At 36.1% G+C, this 17451-nt stretch carries 13 protein-coding genes; 10 read left to right on the plus strand and 3 right to left on the minus strand.

Annotation, left to right across the window (positions count from 1 at the left end):
- Positions 1-208: 208 nt before the first annotated feature.
- Together HLX49_RS14525 and HLX49_RS14530 are read right to left on the minus strand one after the other, a co-directional pair.
- A complete protein-coding gene (locus HLX49_RS14525) occupies positions 209-1666 on the minus strand; it encodes an aldehyde dehydrogenase family protein (RefSeq protein WP_296362763.1) in 1458 nt (485 codons plus the stop codon).
- Between the two features lie 18 nt (positions 1667-1684).
- Positions 1685-2548 carry a methyl-accepting chemotaxis protein gene (locus tag HLX49_RS14530; RefSeq protein WP_077705435.1) on the minus strand — a complete coding sequence of 288 codons (864 nt, stop codon included), beginning with the start codon at positions 2546-2548 and terminating at the stop codon, positions 1685-1687.
- Between the two features lie 581 nt (positions 2549-3129).
- Between HLX49_RS14530 and HLX49_RS14535 the strand changes: the two genes are divergently transcribed.
- The 7 genes from HLX49_RS14535 to HLX49_RS14565 all read left to right on the plus strand — a co-directional run bounded on the left by HLX49_RS14535 (position 3130) and on the right by HLX49_RS14565 (position 12018).
- Positions 3130-4824 carry a methyl-accepting chemotaxis protein gene (locus tag HLX49_RS14535; RefSeq protein ID WP_296362767.1) on the plus strand — a complete coding sequence of 565 codons (1695 nt, stop codon included), beginning with the start codon at positions 3130-3132 and terminating at the stop codon, positions 4822-4824.
- A gap of 311 nt (positions 4825-5135) precedes the next feature.
- The gene (ltaS, locus tag HLX49_RS14540) at positions 5136-7094 is read left to right on the plus strand and encodes a lipoteichoic acid synthase (protein ID WP_296362769.1); all 1959 of its coding nucleotides are present in this window, start codon (positions 5136-5138) and stop codon (positions 7092-7094) included.
- A 477-nt stretch (positions 7095-7571) separates the two neighbouring features.
- Positions 7572-7742, plus strand: a complete 171-nt coding sequence (locus HLX49_RS14545) for a putative holin-like toxin (RefSeq protein WP_123059376.1) — start codon at positions 7572-7574, stop codon at positions 7740-7742.
- A gap of 241 nt (positions 7743-7983) precedes the next feature.
- Positions 7984-9180: a CynX/NimT family MFS transporter gene (locus HLX49_RS14550; protein ID WP_077706933.1), complete on the plus strand. Its 1197-nt coding sequence runs from the start codon at positions 7984-7986 to the stop codon at positions 9178-9180.
- Complete coding sequence (locus HLX49_RS14555; RefSeq protein ID WP_296362771.1) at positions 9164-10432, plus strand: MFS transporter; 1269 nt, start codon at positions 9164-9166, stop codon at positions 10430-10432. Before HLX49_RS14550 ends, HLX49_RS14555 begins: the two co-directional genes overlap by 17 nt.
- Before the next feature lie 70 nt (positions 10433-10502).
- Positions 10503-10667 (plus strand): hypothetical protein, encoded by a 165-nt coding sequence (locus HLX49_RS14560; protein WP_164085260.1) that lies wholly within the window; start codon positions 10503-10505, stop codon positions 10665-10667.
- 175 nt (positions 10668-10842) lie between these two features.
- The gene (locus HLX49_RS14565; protein WP_206193291.1) at positions 10843-12018 is read left to right on the plus strand and encodes an anhydro-N-acetylmuramic acid kinase; all 1176 of its coding nucleotides are present in this window, start codon (positions 10843-10845) and stop codon (positions 12016-12018) included.
- A 429-nt stretch (positions 12019-12447) separates the two neighbouring features.
- Here HLX49_RS14565 and HLX49_RS14570 read toward each other — a convergent pair whose 3' ends face one another.
- Positions 12448-14097: an SLC13 family permease gene (locus HLX49_RS14570; RefSeq protein ID WP_296362776.1), complete on the minus strand. Its 1650-nt coding sequence runs from the start codon at positions 14095-14097 to the stop codon at positions 12448-12450.
- Between the two features lie 259 nt (positions 14098-14356).
- On the opposite strand from HLX49_RS14570, the gene HLX49_RS14575 reads away from it, so the two are divergent.
- The 3 genes from HLX49_RS14575 (at position 14357) to HLX49_RS14585 (ending at position 17060) form a co-directional block, all read left to right on the plus strand.
- A complete protein-coding gene (locus HLX49_RS14575; RefSeq protein ID WP_077705415.1) occupies positions 14357-14959 on the plus strand; it encodes a pyroglutamyl-peptidase I in 603 nt (200 codons plus the stop codon).
- A 161-nt stretch (positions 14960-15120) separates the two neighbouring features.
- Positions 15121-16299, plus strand: a complete 1179-nt coding sequence (locus tag HLX49_RS14580) for an MDR family MFS transporter (RefSeq protein WP_077705412.1) — start codon at positions 15121-15123, stop codon at positions 16297-16299.
- A 20-nt stretch (positions 16300-16319) separates the two neighbouring features.
- A complete protein-coding gene (locus tag HLX49_RS14585; RefSeq protein ID WP_296362780.1) occupies positions 16320-17060 on the plus strand; it encodes a Cof-type HAD-IIB family hydrolase in 741 nt (246 codons plus the stop codon).
- Positions 17061-17451 lie beyond the last annotated feature (391 nt).

The raw sequence follows: 17451 nt of genomic DNA on the forward strand, positions 1-17451 counted from the left end.
CATCCATTAAAGACAGCTTAAAAAAATAAAAAAAGGCGAGGCTTATTTAAGTGCGTCAAAAACCGATTAAATTTCCTTTTATCACCATAAATAAAATAATGCATCTTAAAACGAGCAATCTCATATAAAAAGGAGCTGTCAGCAAATGCATAATATGCATTTTGCGACAGCTCCTTTTTTATACTATAGGTTGTTCAACATGCGAGTTTTAACTATATGGATAGTTTCTAGCCTTGTGCTGAACGCTAATCCATTTAAAAGTGGTAAAGGCATCTAAGCTCCATTCCCCATTTAAACGTCCTAAACCTGAATTTTTCATTCCCCCAAATGCGACATGAGGCTCGTCGTTAATGGTCCCGTCATTAATGTGGATCATCCCTGTATCTAATTGCTTTGCAAGCTCTGCACCACGCTCAACGTCTCTTGTATGAATAGCTCCACTTAGACCATATAAGGTATCATTTGCAATAGAAATGGCTTCTTCGTCGTTTGATGCTTGTAAAATAGATACAACAGGGGCAAATACTTCCTCTTTTGCTATAGACATAGTAGGAGTCACATCTGTGAAGATCACAGGTTCTATCACATTTCCCTCTATTTTTCCTTGAAGAATAGGCTTGGCTCCATCTTCTATTGCTTTAGTAATGAAAGCTTTAGTTGTTTCTACTTGCTGTTGATTAATTAACGGCCCAATAATGGTGTTTGGATCTTTGGGATCTCCGCACGGTAATGTAGCTACTTTCGCTACATATTTTTCAACAAATTCGTTATAAACTGCTTCATGTATAATTAAGCGATTCGCAGACATGCAAATTTGCCCTTGGTGCGTAAAACGACTAAATACAGCAGCACTTACCGCTAAATCAATGTCCGCGTCTTCTAATACTATTAATGCACTATTTCCTCCTAATTCTAAGTGTGCATCCTTTAAATGTTTTCCTGCAATGGCACCGATATGTTTTCCAACTTTTGTGGAGCCGGTAAAAGAAATAGCTCGAGGGATAGGGTGTGCAACAAAGTCATCCCCAATTTCCGAAATTTTTGTTGTGATTACATTGAGTAGACCTTTTGGTAATCCAGCATGTTCAAAAATAGATGCAATCATTGTTCCACCAGTAATTGGTGTATGTTCATGGGGTTTTAGCACAACTCCATTACCAGTTGCCAATGCTGTTGCTACCGATTTCATGGATAAGAAAAATGGAAAATTGAATGGGCTGATTACGCCAACAACACCTACAGGAACACGGTAAACTCTATTTTCCTTATCATCGATAGGGGAGGTTAAGATTTTCCCATCCATTCGAAAAGGAAATGTGGTAGCTTCTTTTATGATGTTGGTTACAAGTCCTATTTCAAATTCTGCTTTTAACCTTGTCCCACCAATCTCTTCTATTATTATTTTAACAATGGATTCATAGTTATCGTTTATATATTGAACTGCGTTTTCAAACACCTCGCGCTTAGTTACAGGGTTGGTTTTTTCCCATTGTTTCTGTGCCGCATTTGCAGCTTGATAAGCATCATCCAAATCTTTTTTACTGCCTGCACGATATGTGGCGAGAAGGTCGCCATTATAAGGGTTTTTGTTTTCCATAATAAGGGGAGAAGCCCCCTCTTTCCACACGCCGTTAATATATTGACTTGGCAATTTTTTAAATGACATAGTTACCCCTCCGATAAATTAATTTTTCAGTTGCATATTTTCTTTGGCAAGTTGAGCTAGTAATTGAATATTACTATTTATTTCTTGCGCAGTTGCAGATAATTCTTCAATAGCCGCTGATTGGCTATCTGATTCTACATTCGTATCTTGAATATGCTTATTCAAATTAGCAATGACTTCTTTAATCGTATTTGTTATTGTTTGGATTTCAGACACATGATCTTTGGAGTTTGTCGCCATTTTTCTAATTTCATTTGCTACAACCGAAAATCCTTTCCCATGCTCCCCAGCTCTGGCAGATTCAATGGCTGCATTTAATCCTAATAAATTGCTTTGGTCAGCTATTCCTTTCACCACATTAGAGACGTCTTCGATTGTATCTACTTGTTTGGTAACTTCTGTAGCTTTTTCTGAGACGACGGACATGTTATTTGCTAAACCGGAAATGGATTCTGCCATATCTTGTATGGTATTGGTTACATCTTCAAAAACAGTTGACAAATTAGAAGAAATTTCGGACAGCTGATTTGCTCTTTCCACACTAAGCCCGACCCCAACACCCCCAATAAGGTTTCCAGTCTCATCATGAAGTGGTACAGCACGAGCAATCAAGTTCACACCAAATAACTCAGCAGGAACGATGGCCGATTGGTTTTTATTTTGCCGAATGGCATTTGTTACTATATCCCCTTCTACTAATGGATCGCCAGGTTGCACATTTAAAGAGAAAGTGTTAGCCGGAAAATTAATAATTAACTTCTCTGTGTCATAAATACCTATTGTAATATCATCGTTAATTAAATCTTGTAAAAATGGAGCAACAGTAACAAATGACTGCAGCAAAGGGTGCGTATTTATTTGCTCAACTGTTGTTTCCTTCATTTTATCCACACTCCTAATCAGGTTGTAAAGCTAATTGATTTGTTTTTTGTTTCATCATCTTTTAATACCTCTTCTTCCTTACGAGAAAGTCATTATACGAAGTTGTTAAATAAAGAAACAATTTTCACTCGCAAGAAAAAGGCGTCCATTATTAATATCGGAAGCCTAGCAATATTTATAAATAGCTCCATTTTTATTACTGATTATAAACTAACGAATTATAAAAGGAGTGAGGTAGGTCCTTGCCTCACAATAAATAAGAAGGTTTGTTAAAAAAACTTCATAAAGCTTCATATTTCGTATCTTTATACCGATAAAAAAATAAGCGAATTGTTAAAACTTGATTGTTGTTCACTAATTAGCTATATGAATGTTTAAAATAATTATACACCCACGTTGGAGAAGGGAAATTTATATATGGATTAAAATATTTATATAAAATTTACTTATTTATGAGAAAAACTTGGATTATCGCCAAATCTTTAGCAATGATATGTCATCGTTTTGCTATACTAAAAACCTTACAATTTTATACTTTCCGATAGTGGAACATCTAGACTATATACAAGGGAGAAATGAACATGCGTAAGTTATTTACATTTAAAAGCATTCGGATGAAACTTTTTTTTGCTTTTTCGATTGTAATTATGCTAGTTATCTTATTAGGAGTCATAAATGTAATAAGCATTAACAGAAGTAATCAGGGTACAGAAGAAATGATACAACAGGATATGCAATTATTAGTTACTGAAGAACAATTGGCAATTAATATGGCTGAGCGAACCGGTTATTTGCGAGGGTACTTATTATATAATGATGAACGATATAAACAGAGCTTCCAAAATACAATTGATGAAACGTTAGAATTGGAGAACTATGTTTCAAAACACAATAATTCGGAAGAAGTTAAGCTTTTAATGGAAAAGAAACTAGAATGGGGTGAACTGACGGATAAGTTCTTTCAAGAAATGGACGAAGGAAATAGTGCTAAAGCAAAGGTCATCATGGCAAATGAAATTCAACCAATTGGAAATCAATTAATTGATGGATTTAAGGAGTTAGCACAAAAGAGTGAAAACAATATTACAAATAAAAGTGAGGACGTTATTCAAGCTGGAGAGTTCACGTTAAGCTTTGGGTTGATCGTTACAGTATCCGTTGTAGTACTAGGAGTGCTTACTGCATTGCTAACTGCTTATTCCATAGCAAAACCGTTAAAGCGTGTGAAAGAAAGAATGACGAAGATAGCTAACGGAGAACTGAATAATGAACCGCTAGATATAAAAGGAAAAGATGAAATTGCTGAGCTAATGGCGACAACGAACGAGATGAATGAGCAATTAAAAGAATTGTTAATTTCCATTAAAAATGTGTCTAGCGTGGTTGATGATAAATCGAAAGCTCTGAACCAAGCTTCTGATGAAATGCAGCAAGGGACAGAGCAGGTGGCTGCGACGATGGAAGAGCTTGCTTCTGGGGCAGAAAATCAGGCAAATCATGCAGCTAATTTAGCAAGTATGATGAACGATTTAAACAATATCATCCAAGAAGTGAGTCAGAACAGTAATCGTATAGAGAAATCTTCTAAGGGAGTTTTAGTAAAAACAAAGTCTGGACATGATATTATGGGAACGACAAACGACCAAATGGTGAAGATAGATCATATTGTAAAGAATGCTGTAGAAAGCGTACGCGGTTTAGATATAAAAACGAAGGAAATTTCAAAATTAGTAACTGTGATAGGTGAAGTCGCTGAACAAACGAATTTATTAGCGTTAAATGCAGCCATTGAAGCAGCAAGGGCTGGGGAGCATGGGAAAGGCTTTGCGGTCGTTGCCGATGAAGTACGGAAACTGGCAGAACAGGTATCTTTGTCACTAAATGATATTACAAAAGTAGTTAATGATATTCAAACAGAGTCCGATCAAGTAACTACATCACTTCAAGATGGATATAAAGAGGTAACTGCTGGTTCAGAACAAATGAAAGAAACAAAAGATACATTTGAATCTATATATCATTCTGTCAATGAAATGGCAAATGCAATATCTCAGGTTAAAGAACATTTTGATTGGGTTTCTGAAAATAGTAAAGAGATGCATGGTTCTGTGGGGGAAATTGCGGCGATTTCTGAAGAGTCTGCAGCTGGTATTGAGCAAACATCTGCCTCTGCTCAGCAAGCTAGTAGTTCCATGCAAGAAGTATCTGCCAACGCTGACCGCCTCTCCAAACTCGCAGACAATTTAAAAACTTTAATGCAACGATTTACTATATAATGGAAGCGTACATTTTCTTATTATAGTTATCCATTTTATTGGGTTATAAGGTTCTTCAAGCACCAGCTAAAGTTGAGCCAGTTAGTAGAACTCGGTTGATCGCTACATATGAAAGGCGGTCAACCGAGTTTTTCTATCTAGTTGTTTTTCGACAAATTTTGGTAAAACTAGTCAACTATTACTCTTATAAAAAAATTGACCGCAAGGATTTAATACGTTATAATTAACAATCGTATTAAGAAAAATTAATATTAAATTTAAATGAAATTAAAGGAACAAATTTTGAATTATAACAATTTGAGGTGAAGAAAGTGAAGAAATTTATATCCAGTAAATTAGGATTCTTCGCGGTAGCACTAGTGCTTTTTTGGGTGAAAACGTATTTGATATATAAATTTGAATTCAGCTTAGGGGTAAGTGGAGCAATGCAAGAATTTCTATTATTCTTTAACCCACTAAGTTCTGCCTTAATTTTTCTAGGACTAGCGTTATTTGCAAAGGGTAGAAGAGCTGGAATTTGGATTATCATTATTGATGCGATACTTACATTTATTTTATATGCGAATGTCGTGTTTTATCGTTTCAATAGTGATTTCATTACGATTCCAACGATGCTTCAAACAGATAACTTCGGCAGCATAGGAGGAAGCATTGCTGACCTAGCACAGTGGAGCGATTTATTGTATGGGATTGACATTATTTTATTAATCGGGTTATTTGTTTTTGTGAGAAAGAATTGGTCTGTGCAACGGATGCAATTCCGTAAACCATTTTTAGTAATTGCAGCTGGGGTATTAGCTTTTAGTATTAATCTTGGTTTAGCGGAAGCAGACCGACCACAATTACTAGAACGTACATTTGATAGAAACTATCTAGTAAAATATTTAGGAGCATTCAATTTTACAATCTATGATGCTATTCAAAGTGCAAAGACGTCAACAAGGCGCGTTTTAGCTGATAGTAATGACATTACGAAAGTAGAAAATTACACGAAATCTAAGTATGCGGCACCAAATGAAAAGTACTTCGGTAAAGGTGAAGGGAAAAATATTATTAAAATTCACTTGGAGTCATTTCAATCATTTTTAATTGATTACGAGCTCCATGGAGAAGAAGTAACACCATTTCTTAATTCCTTAGTTCATGAACAAGAGAAAGGTTTTACGTACTTTAATAACTTCTTTCATCAAACAGAGCAAGGGAAAACAGCAGATGCTGAATTAATGCTGGATACGTCGTTGTATGGTTTACCACAAGGTTCAGCTTTTGTTACAAAAGGTAATAATACGTATCAAGCATTACCGGCAATTCTCGAACAAGAGCAAAATTATACAAGTTCTGTTTTTCATGGTGATGGAAAGTCGTTTTGGAATCGGGATGAAGTATATAAACACCTAGGAATTAATGAATTTTATCATGAAGATTTCTATGATATGAGTGAAGAAAATGTTATCAATTATGGATTGAAAGATAAACCTTTCTTTGAACAATCCATGCCGTATTTAGAAGATATGGATCAACCATTTTACGCGCATATGATGACCTTGACGCATCATCATCCGTATTTGATTGATGAGGAAGATGCTACCATTGAGCCTGCTGAAACGGGTGATGGATCAGTAGATCGATATTTCCAAACAGCTCGCTATTTAGATGAATCATTAAAACAATTTTTCAATGATTTGAAAGAAAAAGGGCTCTATGAAGATTCGATTATCATGATTTATGGTGATCACTATGGTATTTCTGATAACCATAATCGTGCAATGGAAGAAATAACGGATGAAGAAATTACACCAATGAAGAATGCAGACTTACAACGTGTTCCGTTTATGATCAGAATTCCTGGTGTAGAGAGTGAAGGAACAGTAGAAACATATGCTGGTCAAATTGATGTCATGCCGACCATGCTTCATATTCTTGGTGTTGATGCGAAAGACTATATTCAGTTTGGTACTGATATGTTCTCTGAAGACCATCATGAGGTTGTTCCTTTCCGTAATGGAAACTTTATGTCGCCAGAGTACAGCTATGTAGACGGAAAATATTATGATAGTGAAACAAAAGAAGTTATTGAAGAGCCTACAGATGAAATGAAAGAAATGCAGGAGAAAGTTATGAAAGAACTTGAGCTCTCCGATGAAGTGCTATATGGCGATCTACTTCGTTTTTACACACCGAATGAAAAGTGGGACGCCGTTGATACAAGTGATTATTTCTATGGTGGTCCAGAAAGTGTTATAGATGAAAGTGACAATAAAGAAGAGTAAGAGAAATAAAGAAAATAACCAATCGTGGTCAGTATTATGCTGTGCTCCGATTGGTTATTTCATTATAGAGCAGCCTTGTGATCCTCGTGGAACGAGATACTATCCGTATATAAGGCGCCCGTGGTAAGTAAGGCTTACGCTGTCAGGAATGGGAGGATGTGCGCTTGTCAAGTTTGAGAGGGAGTGAAGGCATCTTATGAAAAGAGGCTTTTTGAGATCATTCATGCCCTATAGGAAAGTGTAAGAAAAATGATAGCCTTTCCTATAACTTAACAACAAAGGAAGATTTTTTAATCGTTGGAAAATTGTTAATATATATGTGTATTCAAATAACTATTTAGTTAATATACATTTCAAATGCATTACATCGTGGCACGGAAAGAACATATAATGGAATATACAAGCTTTAGTAAGTGGCTTGTGCTTGCATATAGGCGAAAAGGAACGTTTGTTCCGTTTTTGTGTATGGAATTCTATATGTATGGCATACTAAATAAAGATAACGTTCTTGTGGAGTCGGCGGCAAACCCTATAAGAAAGGGGGTGAGCCAGGTGAATGTATATGAAGTTTTTGTAGTTATTTTCGCATTTGGCACCTTTCTGGTGACATTGTTGACGTTAGTGGTACGCATCATGAATAAAAAATAGACCTCATGCTCTTAAAAAAACGTCATTGCAGAGGCCTATCCCAATAAAGCCGATCCTCTTTTGAGAACCGCTTATCCATAGACCACAGCTTGCACTGTGGTCTTTTTAGTATATGTGTTATTATAGCAAAGTTATACGGAAAATGCTAAAGAGTTTGTTTTGTTTCAGGGGCTAACCTTACTTTTTTGTGCTATGATTAGAGAGGGAATTTTTAAAAAGGAGAGTAGCGACGGTGGAACAAATGAAAGAAAAGAAATCCGTTTTGTATCAATATTTATTAATAGCAGGTATTATTGTCGCTGCTTTTAACTTGCGACCAGCAATCACTTCTGTTGGACCGCTTATCGGTATGATACGTGACCAACTAGAATTAGCTAATTGGAGTGCAGGGTTACTTACGAGTCTGCCATTATTAGCATTTGCGGTTATGTCACCGCTTGTAGCGAAGTTCAGTTATCGATATTCCAATGAGATGATTATGCTCATAGGGCTGCTTACTTTGTTTCTCGGTATTAGTTTACGCAGTGTTTCGATGGCTGTATTTGTTTTTGCAGGAACGTTATTCATTGGCTTAGGAATTGCGGTTTGTAATGTTCTTTTACCGAGTATAATAAAAGAAAAATTTCCAACGAAAGTAGCATGGATGACAAGCCTTTACTCTACAGCTATGGGGATTTTTGCAGCATTAGCTTCTGGAGTAAGTGTTCCTATAGCGGAAGGGTTCGGACTTGGATGGCAGATGGCTTTATGGATTTGGGCTCTACCGGCATTGATCGGGACGGTAGTATGGTTTTACCTAACAAAACATGAAAAAATGAAGCATCCTGTTTATTATCATGGGAATAACAGTGAGAAAGAACGAATATGGCTTTCGTCACTAGCTTGGCAAGTAGCGGGATTCATGGGGTTTCAATCTTTTTTATTTTATGTCACGATATCATGGATGCCAGAGATTTTGCAGGCAAATGAGATAAGTGCTTCAACAGCAGGTTGGCTATTATCTTTTATGCAATTTATTGGATTACCTGCAAGTTTTCTTGTACCTGTAATTGCTGAGAAATTTCGTTCTCAACAAGGGCTTGTACTAGCATTAGGATTATTTTCTGTTAGTGGATATGCTGGTTTATTATTCGGAGAAACATTTTCTATTATGGTGATCAGTGTTATTTTAATTGGCTTTTCCTTAAGCGGTACATTTGCCTTGGCATTGACATTCCTTGGTATGCGAGCGAAAACTGCAAAACAAGCTGCCTTTTTATCAGGAATGGCACAGACCTTTGGTTATATTCTTGCTGCTTTTGGGCCGTTTATGATAGGATTTATTTTTGATAAAACCAAGAGCTGGGACGTTTCATTAGTAGTGTTAATTATCGTTTCTGTGATTGTTGTAACATTTGGTTTTGGTGCAGGGAGAGACAAGTATGTTTTTGAAAAATAATGTAACAAAAGAAGAGAATTCAAATAAAACGATTGAAAAAAAACCATATAGTGTGAAAGATAGTTATTTTTGGAGGATTAATGCTAGTTTAGCGTTAGCATCTTTTTTTATTTTTGCTAGTATGTACGCAATTCAACCTTTATTGCCAGTCTTTGTTGATGAATTTCAAATTAGTGTTTCCGTTTCTAGTTTATCTATGTCATTTACTATTATTGGTTTAATTGTAGGTTTAATCATCTTGGGCTTTTTATCAGATCGAATGGGAAGAACGCAGTTTATTAAAATATCCTTATTAGGAGCTATTTTTCCGTTTCTGCTTATGCCAATCACTGATAGTTTTATAATATTTATTATACTTCGGTTTATACAAGGCTTTGCTCTTGCTGGTTTACCAGCTGCAGCACTTGCTTATTTACATGAGGAGATTGAACCTAAAAGTGCAGCTTTTGCAACAGCATTATATATATCTAGTAATGCACTTGGAGGGATGGCTGGAAGAGTAATAACGGGGATAGTGTCAGATGCTATATCTTGGCAGGTTGCCTTTTATGGACTAGCTGCATTTGGAGGTCTTATTTTAATATTAACTCATTTCTTGCTTCCACATTCTAAACATTTTCAACCTAGCCGGCTACGATTTAGTAAGGATATAGACGGATTTCTATTTCATCTTAAAGATCCACAATTGTTACTCGTTTTTGGATTAGGAATTGTTTTGCAAATGTCGTTTACAGGGGTTTGGACCTACTTGCCTTTTTATCTACAAGGAGAGCCATTTTTATTATCACTGCATACTATTTCTTACTTTTTTCTGGCATATGGGCTTGGAGTCATTGGTTCACCTTTAGCCGGGTGGCTTTCCAGTTTCATAGGGTTAGAAAAAGTTCGCATAGGTGGTATGCTTACCTTAGGTATTGGTATATTGTTTACAGTACATAACTCATTACCTATTATTGTGGTTGGGCTTTGCATTACTTGTCTTGGCTTTTTTACAGCACATTCATTGACAGCTTCTTCTGTCAGTGAAACAGTTACACACCATAAAGGGAGTGCTTCTAGCTTGTATTTGGTTTCCTATTACATAGGTGTTACCTTAGGTAGTTCTGCTTTAGCGCCGATTTGGGAAAATTTCCATTGGAAAGGACTAGCTGTGTTACTTGGACTAATACCAATGGTTTATTTACTTGTCAGTCGTTCTATTCCACACGGTAGGCGTCAGAATACTTCCAATTCTGCTTACATGAATAAATAAAACTTATGTAGGTACTTGTGTAAGTTATAAAGAACTCTGCTTTATTATGGAAGGAGGAGAAATAGATTATATGTTAAAACATTTGTTTTATGAATTAATTGGTTGGCTTTTTACCGGTGTAGGTGCTTACTTCATTTATGAAGACCCAACATTAATTCTACCTTACATTAGCCTTGGAATAGGTTTAGCTTTCATCATTTTTCATTTACCGAAGAGTTTACGGCGAAAAAAATGAATGTGAGTTATATTTATGCAAATGCATATAAATTCTCGATTGAAATTTAATTACTAAAATCATTAAAATTAACGAAATATAATTTCGAAAGACGCCTGATTATGGTATAGTTAACATAGAGCGATCTGAAAACGCTTATATAAATTCATTTTATGAACACGAAAGGACAATGGAGATGTTAGAATCAGCGACGTCAAGCAATATTGTTATTGGTTTAATGTCTGGTACTTCTTTAGATGGTATTGATGCAGCGGTCGTCAAAATAAATGAAGATCACTCATTAAATTTTGAACTACTTCATTTTGCTAGCTTTTCCTATTCAAAAGAAATGAAAGAAAGAATTTCAAACATGTGTAATCCAGAAACAGTACGTATTGAAGAAATATCAAGCATGAATATGTATCTTGGAAAGTTATTTGCAGATGCTTCGAAACAAGTGATGGAAGATGCTAGGTTGTCATCGGAACAAATTTTGTTAATTAGTTCACATGGTCAAACGATATATCATCAGCCAGAACCAAGGGAAATAGAAGGAAATAAAGTCGTTTCAACGCTACAAATTGGGGATATTGGTATGATTGCAGAACTTACCGGTATTACAACAATTGGTGATTTTAGAACGAGAGATATGGCAGCTGGTGGACAAGGAGCTCCATTAGTACCATACACGGATTATAAGTTGTATCGGAAAGAAGAATACGGAAGAGCGCTAGTTAATATTGGAGGCATTTCCAATGTAACCATACTTCCAAAAGGATGTAAAGAAGCGGATGTACTAGCTTATGATACCGGGCCTGGAAATATGATAATGGATGCTTTTACAAGTTTGGCTACAAACGGTGTACAAAGTTATGATGAAAATGGTGCTATAGCAGCAAAAGGGACAGTCAATGAAGCCTGGCTGTCGCAGCTTTTAGATCACCCTTACTTCCATCTAACAACACCTAAAAGTACGGGAAGAGAATTATTCGGAGAAGCGTACTCTAACCAGCTATGGCTTGAAGCTGAGCGTCTTCAAATTGATAATGATGATAAAGTGGCTACGGTAACGGCTTTAACTGCAAAGACCATTGCTTTAGAGATTAATAAATATATAGCATCTGCTAGCTTAAAAGAAGTGTTTATTAGTGGTGGGGGCAGATATAATAAAACGCTATTAACGTTTATTTCTAAATATTTGTCTAAGGACGTCATTGTTTGCGGAACGGATGAGATTGGAATGCCTGCAGATGCCAAAGAGGCGATCTCTTTTGCTTTACTAGGATATCAATGTTATAAGCAAAGAACGAATAATCTCCCTGCGGCAACTGGTGCAAATAAGCCAGTAGTTATGGGGAAAATATCGTGGTAGACACCATACGAATTAGAAATATGGAGGAAGAAAAAGGATAAAGAAAATGTAATGATAAGTACTCTGCCATTTACTGATACGTAAAAAAGCTGGGCCTATTGTTCAACTTTTTTAGAAGATAAGAAAGTATAAAATTGGGGGCTTATGTATAACAAAATAATCGAAATAAGCCACGTCCGGATCCAGCGTCCAGCAACTAGGCCACTTCACGAATCGCCCTACGATAAGTCATCATTGGTTCCATGAGTCCTAAAACTTTAGTTGATTCGCTCCACTCGCTACGTTGCTAAACGGGCGCTTGCTCCTTTGTTATAGCTTTTCAATAGTATGAAAATAAACATGTGGGAATCTATTTGTTCCCACATGTTTATGAATAACAACAAATTATGAATATGTTTTTACTACGTCACTGTTTGTTGCTGTTTCTTTTTATTTCACAAAATCAGGTACTTCCGTAATGTTTATTCCCCAAAGCATCGGCAGTAAGAAATAAATGGCTACCGTGACTAAAATAGAGCCAATTATATTTAACGCCACACCAGCTTTAACCATATCTGGAATTCGTAAGTAACCTGAACCAAAGACGACGGCATTTGGTGGGGTAGCAACCGGTAACATAAAAGCACAAGATGAAGCTACACCAGCAGCGATCATGACTACGAATGGATGGACTCCTAGAGCTAAAGCGAGCGCCGCCATGATAGGGTACATCATATTTGCTGTTGCGGTATTGGAAGTAATCTCTGTTAAGAATATGACTAGTCCTGCAACAACTAGCAATACAATAAAAATATGAATACCTTGCAATGCAGTTAATTGATTTCCGATCCATTCAGAAAGGCCAGACTGCGTAAATCCTGCTGCTACTGCTAAACCGCCCCCAAATAATAACAAGATTCCCCATGGTAGCTTCACAGCTGTATTCCAATCTATTAGAAACGTGTCTTTATAATTTTTGGAGGGTAGCAAAAACAAAAGGATAGCTGCGCTCATAGCGATAATCGCATCATTTATATTAGGGTTAATTTGAACAAGTAAAAATGAACGAGTAATCCAAGCCAAAGCTGCTAGAATAAATACAGTGAAAACAGCCTTTTCCTCAGCGGAAGGTTTCCCAAGCTTTTGCTTTTCTTGATGAATCAATGCTTTGCCACCAGGAAGCTGTTTTAGTTTTAATGGGTAAGCTATTTTAATTAGGTAGAACCAAATGATAAAAATAAACACCCATGCGATTGGCACGCCAAATAACATCCACTTCGCAAAAGATAGCTCTATTCCATACATTTTATTAATGACGCCTGCTAATGCTGCGTTAGGAGGTGTTCCTATTAATGTAGCAATACCTCCAACAGATGCTGAATATGCAATACTCAGCATGAGAGCCTTTCCAAAAGCAAAGTTCTCTTTAGATGTGTCGATGGAAGGATCGTCTTTTAAGGCGTCTGAAATTTGGTAAATAATAGCTAAACCAATAGGAACCATCATCATTGCTGTAGCAGTGTTAGAAATCCACATAGATAAAAAACCAGTTGCAACCATGAATCCTAGAATAATACGGTTCGTGTTCGTACCAATTACAGAAATAATGGATAGTGCAATTCTCCTATGTAGATTCCATTTTTCCATTGCTAGCGCTATCATAAAACCACCCATAAACAAAAATATGGTATCGCTTCCATAGGAAGATGTAGTAGTACCAATATCTAAGCCACCTGTTAAAGGAAATAAAATTATTGGTAATAAAGAAGTTGCTGGAATGGGGATTGCTTCGGTCATCCACCAAATTGCAACCCAAATCGTACTAGCTAAAACGGCTAATCCCTGTTGAGATAAATCTTCAGGTGAAAAGAATAATAAAGTGATGGTAAATAATAATGGACCTGCAATTAAACCAATAAGCTGCCCAGGCTTATAGTTACGATTTTTCCCCGGATCATTATTGTTTCCTACTAGACTATCGGAAGGGTCTATGGATCTACCAGTTGATAATCTAGAGGAATTAGCTTGGACAAAAAATGTAAAAAAAGATTTTAATTCGTCATGTTTCTCCCACATCCAATTCCAAGTTGACGAAATCATACATATTCCCCCTTTTTCTCCCATGTATAACATTATATTTAACTATCATAATTTGAGCAAGGTAAGATGATTTCGTTTTGATTGTCAATAGCAATTTTTCGTTTCATTCGGTAATTATTTTACTTTTTCTGCAAGCAACTCGTTCATTACATAGATAGGAGCGAGGGAGTGAGTTTATTTTTCAATGTATGTTATGATGTTTCTTATAAAGAATTCTTTGTTGTAATAGTTGGATAAAATAGTAAAAGGAGTTATAAATATGAAAAAATTATTGTTAACTGGTTTCGCGGCATTCCTAGATAATCCAATAAACCCCACAGAAAAAATAGTAGAAGAACTAGATGGAGAAGTAATAGATAGTTATAAAATTGTTGCTAGAAAATTGCCGGTTGATTTTATGATGGCAGGAAAACAATTGATTGCATATATGGAAGAACTAGAGCCAGAAGCTGTGATTGCTTTGGGATTGGCTGCAGGAAGAAGTGCTATTACACCTGAGCGGATTGCGATAAACTGTAATGACGGTTTAAAAGATAATGGAGGATACCAACCGCATGGAGAGAAAATAGTAACTGGTGGTGCAGATGGTTATTTTTCCACCTTACCCTTACATAAAATAATTGATGCATTACATGAAGAAAAGCTACCTGCACATATATCAAATACTGCCGGTACATACGTATGCAACAACGTTATGTATCACGCATTACATTTTGTACAGAAGCATGCTTTATCCATCCCAGTTGGTTTTATCCATCTTCCAGCATCTCATGAGCTCGCTTTAAAAAAACAACTTCCTAGCTGGTCGCAGTCCGATTTAACGCGCGCTGTAAAAACAATTATTTCTACTTTATCTCGATAGAAGGTGCTAAAAACTTCAATTTTGAACATTTACTAAATCTAATGAAGCATTGCGACTATGTTAATAAATTTTAACGGTATATGTAGAGCTACTTTATTGATTCGTTATCCGAAATGATTTAAAATAACGTAGATAAGATCATAGGATAGAAGGTGATATGTATGCCAAAACAAATTTGGCTACTTGTAATTGCAACAACGGTAAATGTCACTGGTGCTTCTTTCTTATGGCCATTAAACACTATATATATGCACAATGAATTGGGGAAAAGCCTTGCTTTTGCAGGGTTTATTTTAATGCTTAACCAAGGTGCTTCCATTGCAGGTAACTTACTAGGCGGTATATTGTTTGATAAGTTCAGCCCTTATAAAACGATCCTTTTCGGAACAGGGTTAGCAATGACGGCTTCTACCGTTATGGTATTATTGCATCATGACATTGTATATTATTCTATTGCGCTTATTCTAATAGGTTTTGGTTCTGGGATAACCTGGCCTGTTATGTTTGCGATGGCTGGTTCGATTTGGAAAGAAGGAGGAAGACGTGCGTTTAATGCCATATATGTTGCTCAGAATTTTGGAGTTGCATTAGGAGCTACTGTCGGTGGCTATGTAGCAAGTATATCATTTAATTATATTTTTATAAGCAATGCGATTTTGTTTTTTAGCTTTTTTCTTATTGTTTTCATGACGTTTAAACCAATGGATGCTTATATAGATCGCCAGATGCATACGACCGTTTTAAAACAGCAAGGAAATATTAAAGATAAAGCAGCTTTTATCTCCTTATTTATTTTATGTGGCGGCTTTTTAATAACTTGGATTGCTTATAGTCAATGGCAATCCACTATTGCTTCCTATACGCAAGATTTACAAATACCATTAGAATTATATAGTACCTTATGGGCAATTAATGGCTTTCTTATTGTGTTAGGTCAGCCTTTCATAAAGTTGCTTACCACAAAGGTTACTTCACAAAAAATGCAAATATATGTGGGCAATACCATATTTCTTATATCTTTTCTGATTGCGTTATGGTCAGAAACCTTTAGCATGTTTGCGATAGCTATGGTAATCTTAACAGTGGGAGAAATGCTTGTTTGGCCTGCCGTTCCTACTTTGGCAAATGATTTAGCCCCACAAGGAAGGACAGGTTTTTATCAAGGAATCGTAAATAGTGTTGGTGCCGCAGGAAGAATGGTCGGACCAGTATTAGGTGGGGTTATTGTAGATATGTTTAACATTGAATTGTTATTCTTTATTTTATTAGCACTACTTATCATTCCTTATATAACAACGAGTATGTATGATCGGGGTTTCGTTTTAACTAGAAATACTTGATAAATGGAGGCTGGAAAATAATGGAGCAAGCAAAGAATATTAAACTCATCGCTTTAGACATGGATGGCACGTTATTAACAAAGGATCATGAAATTACACCACTGACTCGTCAAGCAATTTCAGAAGCAATGGATAAAGGAATTCATGTTGTATTAAGTACTGGACGTTGGTTGAAATCTTGTTACCCATTTGCAGAATCTTTAGGATTACAATCTTATCTCGTAACAGTGAATGGTGGAGAGATTTGGACGAAAGACCAAGAGCTTGTCGAGCAACATCTGTTCGACTCTAAGAAAATTGAACAGATGTACCATATAGCTGCAGGGCTTGGACTTACGACATGGATGATCACTACAGAACAAGTATATCGTAATGAGTTGCCAGAAAATGTTCATGAGCTAAAATGGTTGAAATTCGGTTGTGAGTCTCATGACCCAGTCACTTTAGAAAAAATGATTAAAGAGCTATCTTTTATAGATGGGCTGGAAATGACGAATTCCTTACCAACGAACCTAGAGGTAAACCCTGAAGGAGTAAATAAAGCCAAAGGTTTAGAAAAAGTTTGTAACTTGGTTGGAATAACAATGGATGAAGTGATGGCGGTTGGAGATAGTTTGAATGACATAAAAATGATTCAGCAAGCTGGAGTAGGTGTTGCTATGGGTAACGCGCAAGAAGCGGTAAAAAAAGCTTCGGATTACATTACAGATGTGAACAACGCAGATGGAGTTGGCAAAGCAATTAGACGGCATGCGCTGTAGATGTAAAGAACGGTTTAACAAAAGGGGAGATATCTTTCTCTCCTTTTTATACTTTAGGAAAGTTTTATAGTATAATAAAATGACAGCGTTTTTCTAATAGCAAATAGAAGGGGGCTCTAAGATTCTAGCTTCAAGAATTAGTAGTCCATTGATGGGAAGTTTCAATTTTCACCAAGACTACACAAGTGACAATAGGGCGCCTTTAGCACGGTTGTTATATTTAATTCATTACATAAATCTTTTCTCAATAACATATAATATAAGTCACTAGCGTTGCATAAACTTTTTATAAAGTAGTCAAGAAAAAACAACTTGTGTCAATACTAAGAATAATAGGAATTATCAATACAAAAACGCATAAAAAAACCTTATAATAAGGGAATGGTAGTCC

This window comes from Virgibacillus sp., assembly GCF_013393565.1.
Taxonomy (GTDB): domain Bacteria; phylum Bacillota; class Bacilli; order Bacillales; family Amphibacillaceae; genus Virgibacillus; species Virgibacillus dokdonensis.